This window comes from Bacillus sp. IT-79MI2 (assembly GCF_949768135.1).
In the GTDB taxonomy this organism is placed as follows: Bacteria; Bacillota; Bacilli; order Bacillales; family Bacillaceae_G; genus Bacillus_A; species Bacillus_A pseudomycoides.
On the sequence record NZ_CATKPV010000089.1, the window covers coordinates 1 to 10,277 of the forward strand.

Annotated in this window: 10 protein-coding genes and 2 pseudogenes; 5 read left to right on the forward strand and 7 right to left on the reverse strand. The window is 33.6% G+C overall.

Annotated features, from left to right (window positions below):
• Positions 1-143: 143 nt before the first annotated feature.
• Positions 144-368: pseudogene (locus tag ACM6HU_RS22735) on the forward strand (DDE-type integrase/transposase/recombinase); the annotation flags it as partial.
• A 202-nt stretch (positions 369-570) separates the two neighbouring features.
• Here the strand turns inward: ACM6HU_RS22735 and ACM6HU_RS22740 are convergent.
• The 6 genes and pseudogenes from ACM6HU_RS22740 to ACM6HU_RS22765 form a co-directional block, all read right to left on the reverse strand.
• Positions 571-735, reverse strand: coding sequence for a hypothetical protein (locus ACM6HU_RS22740; protein WP_006097623.1), 165 nt, complete (start codon positions 733-735; stop codon positions 571-573).
• A gap of 49 nt (positions 736-784) precedes the next feature.
• On the reverse strand, positions 785-1,723 hold the full coding sequence (locus ACM6HU_RS22745; RefSeq protein ID WP_077295826.1) for an Rpn family recombination-promoting nuclease/putative transposase: 939 nt from the start codon (positions 1,721-1,723) through the stop codon (positions 785-787).
• A gap of 69 nt (positions 1,724-1,792) precedes the next feature.
• Entirely contained in the window at positions 1,793-2,659 is an 867-nt protein-coding gene (locus tag ACM6HU_RS22750) for a recombinase family protein (RefSeq protein ID WP_077295828.1), read from the reverse strand.
• A gap of 362 nt (positions 2,660-3,021) precedes the next feature.
• Positions 3,022-3,612 (reverse strand): annotated as a pseudogene (locus ACM6HU_RS22755) (IS6 family transposase); the annotation flags it as partial.
• A 109-nt stretch (positions 3,613-3,721) separates the two neighbouring features.
• Positions 3,722-4,753, reverse strand: coding sequence for a spore photoproduct lyase (splB, locus tag ACM6HU_RS22760; RefSeq protein ID WP_414848466.1), 1,032 nt, complete (start codon positions 4,751-4,753; stop codon positions 3,722-3,724).
• Positions 4,750-5,013 carry a transcriptional regulator SplA gene (locus ACM6HU_RS22765; protein WP_006096981.1) on the reverse strand — a complete coding sequence of 88 codons (264 nt, stop codon included), beginning with the start codon at positions 5,011-5,013 and terminating at the stop codon, positions 4,750-4,752. The genes splB and ACM6HU_RS22765 overlap by 4 nt, the downstream gene beginning before the upstream one ends.
• Positions 5,014-5,558: 545 nt before the next feature.
• Here ACM6HU_RS22765 and ACM6HU_RS22770 point away from each other — a divergent pair.
• On the forward strand, positions 5,559-5,723 hold the full coding sequence (locus ACM6HU_RS22770; RefSeq protein WP_077295769.1) for a DUF4021 family protein: 165 nt from the start codon (positions 5,559-5,561) through the stop codon (positions 5,721-5,723).
• Positions 5,724-5,831: 108 nt separating this feature from the next.
• Here ACM6HU_RS22770 and ACM6HU_RS22775 read toward each other — a convergent pair whose 3' ends face one another.
• Positions 5,832-8,060, reverse strand: a complete 2,229-nt coding sequence (locus ACM6HU_RS22775; protein WP_098166933.1) for an MMPL family transporter — start codon at positions 8,058-8,060, stop codon at positions 5,832-5,834.
• A gap of 117 nt (positions 8,061-8,177) precedes the next feature.
• Between ACM6HU_RS22775 and ACM6HU_RS22780 the strand changes: the two genes are divergently transcribed.
• The 3 genes from ACM6HU_RS22780 (at position 8,178) to ACM6HU_RS22790 (ending at position 9,819) form a co-directional block, all read left to right on the forward strand.
• The gene (locus tag ACM6HU_RS22780) at positions 8,178-8,801 is read left to right on the forward strand and encodes a TetR/AcrR family transcriptional regulator (protein ID WP_170957114.1); all 624 of its coding nucleotides are present in this window, start codon (positions 8,178-8,180) and stop codon (positions 8,799-8,801) included.
• A 142-nt stretch (positions 8,802-8,943) separates the two neighbouring features.
• On the forward strand, positions 8,944-9,117 hold the full coding sequence (locus tag ACM6HU_RS22785; protein ID WP_006096976.1) for a hypothetical protein: 174 nt from the start codon (positions 8,944-8,946) through the stop codon (positions 9,115-9,117).
• A gap of 336 nt (positions 9,118-9,453) precedes the next feature.
• The gene (locus ACM6HU_RS22790; RefSeq protein ID WP_097796042.1) at positions 9,454-9,819 is read left to right on the forward strand and encodes a carboxymuconolactone decarboxylase family protein; all 366 of its coding nucleotides are present in this window, start codon (positions 9,454-9,456) and stop codon (positions 9,817-9,819) included.
• Positions 9,820-10,277: the final 458 nt, after the last annotated feature.

Genomic DNA, 10,277 nt, shown 5'->3' on the forward strand with positions numbered 1-10,277 from the left:
TGGCGGGACCCCATCGCCATCAAGTTAAGAAATACGGCTCTGGTGCAAAAACTATAAGACTTATGTAACTAACCTCTGAAACTTGGACATACTGATACTAGTATTCTAAAAAAGGACGTGATCAGTATGGAAAAGAAAAATCTATTCAAGTGGTTAGATATCTCAATAACATAGTGGAACAAGATCATCGTTTTATTAAGAAACGTGTTCGTTCTATGTTAGGGTTCAAGTCTTTTGGCACAGCTACATCCATTCTTGCAGGAGTGGAAGCTATGCATATGATTAAAAAAGAACAGATTGATTTACGGAATCAGTCTGTCCAAAACCAGAAAGAATTCATCCATCGATTGTTTGGGCTTACAGCATAAAATAGAATTCCGTTAGAAATATATGAGCTATATTCTCTTTAATTTTATCTTTATACCAGAACCCCATTTTCTTAATTCATAAAATATTCAAAATTAAAATCTTCAAATGTTAATATTTGTTATATAATGAAGTTGTCAAACCAGTCATCAAATAGTGTCCCCCATGTTTCTATTGAAATAGTTTGTTTGTCCCTTATTAACATTATCTCAAAAAGAACTTGTAGTGATTGGCTACAAGTTCTTTTTGTTCTTTTGATTGAGGTTTTCTATCAAGATAAAATGCATTTGTAATACTTTCAGCATCTTGGTCTGAAACATGTTTTGATAATGTCTGGATTAACAAAGGTCTTTCTTCTTTAAAATTCATAGTAAAAAGCTTTGCGAAACAATTCGCAAAGCTTTTGTAATAGTACGTATTATAATAGTAGTTTTCGTATTTCTTCTGTACTTAGACCAGTGAATTTCGCAATGTCTTCTAACGGCATACCGTTCTTATGCATACCACATATTAATTGAACTTTCCCTTGTTCAATGCCTTCTTCTCGTCCTTTTTGGATACCCTTTTGAAGTCCTTTTTGAATCCCTTTTTCTAAACCTTCCTCTAAGCCTTCTTCACGAGCGTGAGCCAGCTTAGCTTGTTCATCAAGAAGTAGCTTCTCGCGAGCCTCATAAGCTGTTCGGAAAGAGGAGTCATGGCTCATATTTTCCCATTTATTTATTGCTTTTTGTAAAATTGGATCTTGATTCATTGCAATCTCCTCCAATGTTTGAGTTAAATATTCATCTTCATGTGCTGGTAGTAATAACATCCAACGAACAAATGCATTTTCCCATGGATTTACTTTTTCTTCACGCCATTGTTTGACCAATTTTGGAATTTCAACAAAATGAATTTCAATATCATCACTTAGTATCTGTTGCTTTTGGGGATTCCATAATTGTCCTATGGTGTGAAATGAATCATCCTGGGAGAATAATATAAAATCTAATAAGTTAATGGTAATTGTTTTCCGAAGTGAACGATACGGCATCCCTTCTTGCATTTGGGATGTATAGAGTTTACTCCAGTAATATAAAGATCGCTTTACCATATCATGTGTATTGCGAAGCTGTATCTCTATATTCACTTGCGTTCCGTTGTCTAATGTTGCTAATAAATCTAAAATGGATAACTTATCATCTTCATAAGCCTTATGAAGATGTGGGTCTTCCAATTGTAGAGATGCAACGGGTGCCTCTAAAGATTCCTCTAAAATAGCATTCAAGAAACCAGTTAAGATCTCTTCGTTCCCTTTCGTTCCGAATAACTGTTTAAAAGCAAAATCAATTCGTAAATTTACTAATTTTGTGGACATGGGTTTCCTCTCCCTGTCTTTCTTTTCTTCTTCTTATTTTATAAGATAACTTGTTATATACGCAAATGCTTACCATTGTAGCTCCAATTCATCACAGTACACATCTAACTCAGTAAAACAGTTTTGTAAATCCGCTTCAAAATCAATTTCATGAATTATGCTATCTACCTTTTTTTCTAAATCTGAAATTGTGGTGTAAGGAACATAGAATATGTACTCCCCTAAGCGTTGTTCCATATTGTATTGTGATATGAGAAAGGATTCGATATTCTTTCTAACTTTCCCCTTCCCACGTACAAATTTATTATTATTTTCTACACGTAACAACATACGAATAGTTGCTGTTTTTTCTTCTGTTTCCTCATTCTTTTGTACTTGCTTGTGTTCTCGTATGTATCGGTACAGTGTTGCTTGGCTAATGCCAGTCATATCTATAATTTCTCGAATACTATATTGCTCTGACTTATATAAATTTAATGCCTTCTGAATATAGATATCTTTAATACGAGGACGACCACCAACCCTTCCTCTTGCTCTTGCACTTACAAGACCTTCTTGTGTTCGTTGAGCAATCAAGTCTCTTTCAAACTGGCTGAATGCCTGAAATACTGTTAACATCAATTTGCCTTGCGGTGTATTAGTATCAAATTGTTCTTTGATACTAATTAGCTTAACTCCTTTATTCTCAAAAAAATCAACAAGTTCAATTAAATCTTTGGTGCTTCTTCCTAATCTAGAAAAGCTTTCTACAACTAATGTATCACCAGGTCTAATTTTATCTTTTAATCGAGTAAGCTCTGGACGATCACTTTTCGTACCTGTTATTTTTTCAGTTAAAATTTCAGTGCAGTTATAATTTTGAAGCATGTCTAGCTGACGAATCAAATCTTGTTGTTGGGTACTTACTCGTGCATAACCATAAATGTATGAATTCATAAAATCACCTAACCTTTACATGATAATCTTATCATAAAGGGAGGTTAAAGTTAATTTGATTTTGACAATAGTTTTGATAACGTATTTAAGCAATTTATAAGGCTTAAATTTTGTTCATTTCACATTTATCTGATTTCCGAATTTACCAAAACCTTTAATTTATGAACATCTTAACTTCATAACCTTTACTCCAGTAATTACGAAATCTACACAGCTAACTTTATTATGTATACTCAGGACGCAAAAGAACACTTAAAATTAGTGCAAATTATCTCCTAAAGTGACACAGTATATAGAGGGTTCTGGTGCAAATACTTAGGAAAGATATAAAGAGGCGAAAAGTTTCCTAGTGGAATCTAGTCTTAAGCAGCAATTCCAAATAGTTGATGGATGAACTTCACTTGATTTTGGACAGACTTGTCCAGTAAAACAAGTCGCCCTTTTTTTACCATATGCATAGCTTCTATTCCAGAAATAATGGATGTAGCTGTGCGAAAGGATTTCAATCCTAACATCGAACGAACTCGCTTTTTAATAAACCGATGATCTTGTTCCACTATGTTATTGAGATATTTCACTTGCCTTAGTTGGATGCCTAATGGCATCTTTTTTTCTTTTCTCAATTCTTCAACTGCTATAGGATAAGCTGGATTCTTATCGACTGTCACGACACGAGGCTCAGAAATATGAAAAGACTGCAAAGCTTTCTTGAAGAATCGCTTTGCAGCCTTGTGGTTTCTTGCTTTGCTTAGGTAAAAATCGATGGTATTTCCTTTCGAATCGACAGCACGATACAGGTACATCCATTGACTTTTTACTTTGATATATGTTTCATCGACTCTACAAGAGTCATTGATTTGCTTGAGATGATGACGGATTCTTTTGTCTAATTCAGGACCATACTGATGAACCCAAGGCATAATCGTTGTATGAGCAACGGATAAGCCCCTTTTTCTAGAGTGTAGACTCATTTAAAAAACTTTGCAACAGAACGTCCTTGAAATACCGATATAGCCTTTAAAATAAATTTCCATATGCTTTTTGTAAAGTGAATGGTATCTCCTATGTGAAATATTCTAATTTTGCATTGGGAAAGAATTTCTCCATATAAGAATAAAGATAACTTTTTATATCTTCTTCTTCTTCTTCTTTTTGATAAATGTATTTTCCAATTCCATATTTCCCCCATTTATATCTTCTTTTCTCTTCATCTAATTCTAATTTTGTCATGGGATAATTTTTTTCAATTACTCGTTTGGCAGGCTTTGTAAATCGATGTTGAATAAATTCAAATGTGATATCATCACGTGCATCAAGTGGTAATTCAGCATCAAGACGTTCAAACATATGATAGTAACCATCCTGCCAACCTTCATGCAGATAAATAGGGGCCACAATGAACCCAAGTGGATACCCGGCTCTTGCTACTTTTCCAGCGGCCTCAATCCGTTTTGCTAGGGGAGAGGTGCCGGGCTCAAAATTTTTAATAACATAGTCAGCATTTACACTAAACCGAAATCTTGTTTTCCCGTTATGTTTTGCATCAAGTAAGTGATCTACATGATGAAATTTAGTAACAAACCTCAATTTTCCATACTCGGATTCTCCAAAATGCTCTATTGCGTGCTTAAGAGTATGAGTTAAGTGATCAATCCCTACAATATCAGATGTACAGGATGCTTCAAATCTTGTCAGTTCAGGTGCTCGTTTCTCGATATATTTGTCAGCAGCCTCAAGAATTTCGGCCACATTTACATAAGTACGGATATATGGTTTACTACCCATCGTTGTTTGTAAATAGCAATAATGACAATGGCCCATACACCCTGTTGCAAAGGGAATAGCATACTCAGCTGAAGGCTTTGAGGTGTCAAACTTTAGTGTCTTTCTCACACCAACGACAAGGGTAGATTTTGCTACCCTGTACTTTTGAAAATCATTTTCTCCTGGAAGATCTCTCACTTGGTTATGTGAGGTGGTATACCGAATTTCTACATCCATTTTTTTGAATTTTTCTTGAAGTTCTCTTCCTAACGGATAATCTAATGCATTTGGTTCAAAGTATACTAGCTTAGGTATAAATGGATTATTCATTCTAATATCCCCTCTAAAGCATCTCCATAATAGTAATTGTAAGCTTGATTTGCCTCTTCTTCTGTAGAATAAACAGCCATTTCATTTGATAATGGATAATAAGTTTCATAAAGAAATAAAGCTAATTCATTTGGATTTTCAGGGTTATTTACAACGGCTGCTGCTTGTATATTTGCTACATCCTGGGTGTGGGGGTTTCGGTAAAAAACATAGACAATATCTCCAGCATGATAAGTTTTGTCTTCGTTAAACAGTTCCATTCCATCACCTTTTCTTTTATAAAATCTATTGGGTACAGTTATTCATTATTAAATTTTTATCTTTAGTGCCTAAAATTATGTCTTATTTATTATGGAAAAGCGTTTAGCTAATTGATTTAACCCATGTGGGACATACTTCGTTGCAAATCAATAGATTTATTTCAATTCTTTCTCTTGGTGTTCTTTTTTTAGCAAGGGGCAATTAAAAATGTTTTAGACTATAGAAAATTGATGTAATTATAATATTTTTTCAAGAAATTTTAGATTTAAAGAGAACATCCTGCATAGACATGTTATAAGTTTTTTATAAAATTGGGTTATCTAAGAAGGAAGACATATTTTGAAGAAAGTACTATTATTTGGAGATCCAGGTATTGATGATTCCTTAGCTATCATATTTTCTAGAAAAGATGACATACTATGTATATGCTATTACATTAATAGCTCAAATAATTGGTCATTCAATTGGCAGATAATTTGTTTATCTGCCAAACTCTTTCATACGCTTTTTATTTTTTAAAAATTTAGTGTTTGGAGGTATAAAAATGAATTTTCCACATTCTAAAAAAGAAAAGAGTAACAACTCAAAAAACTTAAAATCTGATACTATTAAAACTGGACTTCAACCAGTAGAACAAGCCATGAATGGATTGTACGGAATGCCAGAAACTGATATTGAAGACAAAGAACACCAAAAACCGGAAATTTGAAAAATAATTAGTATTTAGATACTACTTTTATTTTGTATACATACTTTATTCCTAATAAAAAACCAAGGGAAATCAAAGTTTCCTTGGTTTTTTAATTTTATTATATTATCAAGCATCTACTTTTTTTGTCTCTTCCTTCTTCCGAATCTTTCCAGGCCAAAAAGCGAAACGGCCTAAAACGCCTGTAAGTGAAGGAACAAGAAGAGGTCTTACTATAAATGTATCCAGTAGTACTCCTATTGCTGTAACAATACCAAATTGAACAAGTACTTGGATTGGTAAAGTAGCTAATACAGCAAATGTTCCTGCCAAGATTAAACCAGCAGACGTAATAACACTACCTGTTTGAACCACCCCGTTTTTGACTGCTTCAAGATGTGGCTGGCTTCTTTTGTTTTTCCATATTTCAGAAACCATAAATATGTTATAGTCCTCTCCTAATGCTACCAAGAACACAAATGCATATAGAGGAATCGCTCCTTGTATTGCAGGAGCATCCATACCATAGTGAAGTAGTAACCATCCTGCCCCTAATGCAGAGAAGAATGATAATACCACTGTTACAATTAAGTAGATCATCGCCACAACAGAACGTAAATATACAAGTAATAATAATGCGATAATACCAATCATAACAGGAATAATCACATTTTGATCACGTTCAGTTGTTTGTTTCGTATCGTATAATGTAGCCGTTTCTCCTCCAATCCATATGTGGTTATTAGCATCACTTATTTCAGCACTTTTCATTACCTGTTTCAAACTTTTTCTTAACTCAGGGATTTTATTCATCCCCTCAATAGAATACGGATTATCTTTTATTGAAACTTCAAACATTTGTAATTGATTATTCTGTTTCCCTTGCACTGGTTCTGTTACTTGATCTATAAAAGAAAGTTTTGTTAATTCTTCTTTGACAGGTACATCTTTTCCTTTTGTATCAACAACAATTTGTACAGGTGCTAACTCACCAGGTGAAAAATGATCAGAGATTAAATTAAATCCTTCACGTGAAGGCATATCTTTTGGAAATGATTCTATTAAATCATACGTAAATTGGATACGTGGAACAAATGAAGCCAATCCACCTAATAAGAATAGTGTTAGCAGGATAATTGTCCATGGTTTACGAATAACAAGATCTCCAAGTTTTTTGCTTAAGAACCCTTTCGATTCCTTTACCTTGATTGTTTTCTTTTTTTTCTTAGCATATTCTTCATTCATTTCTCTTGTTCTTGGGATGAATGGGAAAAATGCTACTCTCCCCAAAATAGCTAATAATGCTGGTAAAATTGTCAAAGAAGCGATTCCCATAAGGAAAACAGCCACGCTAAAAGGTACTGCAAATCTATGGAAAGAACCTATATGAGCAAGTAATAGAGTACCTAATCCTACTACAACGGTAAGAGCACTCATAATGATAGCTCCACCTGATTCTTTAATTGCAAGCTGTAGCGCTTTAAATTTATTTCGCTCCACAAGAAGAAACTCTCGATATCTTGAAATTAGAAATAGACAATAATCCGTACCAGCTCCAAATAATAGTACAGTCATAATTGAAATTCCTTGCGCATCAGCAGTAATCCATCCTTTATCAGCTAAAAAACCTAAAGTTGGACTAATTATTCCATAAGCAAACCCAACTACAATTAAAGGTAAGATTGCTAATAGCGGTGAACGATAAAGAAGAATAAGTAAAACTAAAACAAGTAATACAGTTGCAACCAATAATTTCACATCAGCCTGACTAAATATGCTTACTGCATCAGTCTGAATACCAACTGGCCCTGATAGACGTATATGCAAACCAGAATCAGAAATCTTTCTTTTAAATGGATCATCTTCCACTGTATTCTTTATGACAATCTGCAGTTCAGCCATATTCTCCTGCAGCATATCTGTCCCTACAGTTTTATCAAAAAACACAGGAGTTACAAGAGACGTACCATCTTCTGAAACATTTTTTGCTAACGCTTGGTGCGGTATGGTATCAAAAGGTGGTAACGTTGATTGCCCCTTTAATGGCGAATTTCTAAGTTTTTGATAAGTATCTTGAATTTTCTTAAAATCCTTCTCTTCTAAACCTTCATCTTTATGCCAAACAATAAGCACAGGGTTTCCTGAGTCATTCGGAAATTCTTTCTTAATTATATTATTAGCCTGTTGTGACATAGCCGTTTCAGGAAGATTAGGGGCTGTCTCATCTTCAACGGTATTCACAGCTGGCCAAGTAAACGATAAAACAAGTGTCAACAAGACCCATACAAAAAGGGTAATCCACCTTGCTTTTGGTCCACCGACATATTTCCCCCATGTATAAAGAGGATGTTTTTTCATGATATTCCACCTTTCTTACTAATTTTAGAATTAATTATATATACTGGTTAGTTAATTAATCAAGTGCTATTCAACTGATATGTTATAATATTTTAAATTATGAAGAGTCAGGAGAGAATGATATTGGAACAAAGACAACGTCCTTTAGGAAGACCACCTCAAAATAAAAATACAAAATCTACAAAAGATAAAATTGTTGATATTGCTACAAAGCTGTTTTTAAGTAAAGGTTATCAAATTGTCTCTATGGAAGATGTTGCAAAAGAGTGCGATGTAACAAAGGCAACTGTTTATTATTACTATGCTACAAAAGCTGATCTTTTTACGGATACAATGCTTCAAATGATGGCACGCATTAGAGATAATATGCATAAAATTCTTTCAACAAGTAAGCCGCTTAAGGAGCGATTACTTGATGTTGCAAAAGTTCATTTAACCGCAACACTGAACATTGATATCAAGAGTTTCATGAAAGATGCAAAAATATCTCTTTCAGAGAATCACTTAATACAAATGCAAAAAGCTGAAGATAAAATGTACGAAGTATTGGATCAAGCAATACACAAAGCGATGCAAAAAGGTGAAATCCCTAAAGGGCACTCGCTTTTAAGTACTCATGCCTTTGTTGCTTTGCTATACTTAGGTGATTACAAAGATGTAAATCAAAAGCCACTGATTGCCAATATAGATGATTTAGCTGTAAGCATTGTAGATTTTTATTGGAATGGATTGGGACATTAATTCAGGATTTTTAGTTATATATATTTCCTTGATATTGGTGTTTACATATTTATATAAAAAGCGACCATACTAATTTTTATGTTAGTATTTTATTGTGAAATACTACATGTTTTACTAACTACGATGCTAGGAGGATATTACGATGGATATTCGTGAAGGATTAATTCCAACTGCATTAGGTACAGCGGTCACAGCTGCAGGTTATGCACTTAAGCAGACACGTGGTTCTAATAAGATGATTGCTAATACGGTATTTGGATTTGGTTTAGCTCATGTTGTTTTAGGGGTAATTGATTTAGTCGAGCATCGTCGTTAGAACGAAGGCAAGCATATTTAAATGCTTGCCTTTTCTATACCCAAAACTTAGATATGCTCATGTGAAAATTTAAATTAGGTATATATTATGCTGAGAAGGTAGTCATACGCTATACATGTATACAAAAAATCTTACTATTTCTATTGAATGATTGAATTGATGTACAAGAACTTTTATATGAATATATATAAAATTTATCTGTTTATTTTAGAAGAATTATTTTTGAAAAGTAAAGATGCCCCCCTAAATTACATAATGTCAAACATGATTAATCAAAGTACTTTAAGCTCATACTAACGTATGTTTTATAAATACTAGAAATGGGGTTGATTAAATATGGAATTTGAAGGTAGAAATACTACTGAATCTGCACTTCTTCAATATAAACATGGGTTGGGTTTATTTACGGAAAAAATGCCAAAACTGGCTGAACAGTTTAATTCTTTTACAGAGGAATGCTTTAAAGAAGGTACATTATCAAAAAAAGTAAAACAATTGGTTGCTTTAGGGATAAGCCTTTACTCTCAGGATGAGTATTGCATTATTTATCACACTAAAGGATGTATAGATCAAGGAGCTTCAGAGCAGGAAATTCTTGAGGTCATTGGCGTAACAGCTGCATTTGGCGGGGGAGCTACCATGAGTCAGGCGGTCACACTTGTTCAAGAATGTATGCAAGAGTTAAATGAATTAAAGCAGTGACTATCCAAGATATTGTTAAAAACATGTTTAATTTTTTTGGTTGTATTTATTACATTTTCTTGATAAAAACCAAACAATACAAAAACTTGAGCATTTTTAATTATGCTCAAGTTTTTGTAATTCATCAATTCATGCTGTAAATTGTCCAAGATAAATATGTAGCAAAAGCAGACCATAAAAGATAAGGGGTACGGCAACGATTCCTTCTTTTTGGGGCCACTCACAAAACAATAGGTAGAACTCAAAGGTCTTTTTGAATTTGTAATCAGTATAGCAATGTAACCTAATCACGCAGCAAACATTAGTACACATTCAGCACCGTATCAAATGAAAGTGTCAAAGGACCCCAAATAACTATACTGTTTACTTTATGACAATAAAAGTTACCTAGCAAAAACAAAAAAGCATATTACAAGAAAGATCTGTTATGTGTTTTTACTTTTAACATATATTAGGGG

What these genes read in the sequence shown, in the direction of transcription:
- ACM6HU_RS22785 (WP_006096976.1), top strand. Translation starts at nt 8,944, where the DNA reads ATGGATATTCGTGAAGGATTAATTCCAACTGCATTAGGTACAGCGGTC.
- ACM6HU_RS22740 (WP_006097623.1), bottom strand. Translation starts at nt 735, where the DNA reads ATGAATTTTAAAGAAGAAAGACCTTTGTTAATCCAGACATTATCAAAA.
- splB (WP_414848466.1), bottom strand. Translation starts at nt 4,753, where the DNA reads ATGAATAATCCATTTATACCTAAGCTAGTATACTTTGAACCAAATGCA.
- ACM6HU_RS22790 (WP_097796042.1), top strand. Translation starts at nt 9,454, where the DNA reads ATGGAATTTGAAGGTAGAAATACTACTGAATCTGCACTTCTTCAATAT.
- ACM6HU_RS22745 (WP_077295826.1), bottom strand. Translation starts at nt 1,723, where the DNA reads ATGTCCACAAAATTAGTAAATTTACGAATTGATTTTGCTTTTAAACAG.
- ACM6HU_RS22765 (WP_006096981.1), bottom strand. Translation starts at nt 5,013, where the DNA reads ATGGAACTGTTTAACGAAGACAAAACTTATCATGCTGGAGATATTGTC.
- ACM6HU_RS22780 (WP_170957114.1), top strand. Translation starts at nt 8,178, where the DNA reads ATGATATTGGAACAAAGACAACGTCCTTTAGGAAGACCACCTCAAAAT.
- ACM6HU_RS22750 (WP_077295828.1), bottom strand. Translation starts at nt 2,659, where the DNA reads ATGAATTCATACATTTATGGTTATGCACGAGTAAGTACCCAACAACAA.
- ACM6HU_RS22775 (WP_098166933.1), bottom strand. Translation starts at nt 8,060, where the DNA reads ATGAAAAAACATCCTCTTTATACATGGGGGAAATATGTCGGTGGACCA.
- ACM6HU_RS22770 (WP_077295769.1), top strand. Translation starts at nt 5,559, where the DNA reads ATGAATTTTCCACATTCTAAAAAAGAAAAGAGTAACAACTCAAAAAAC.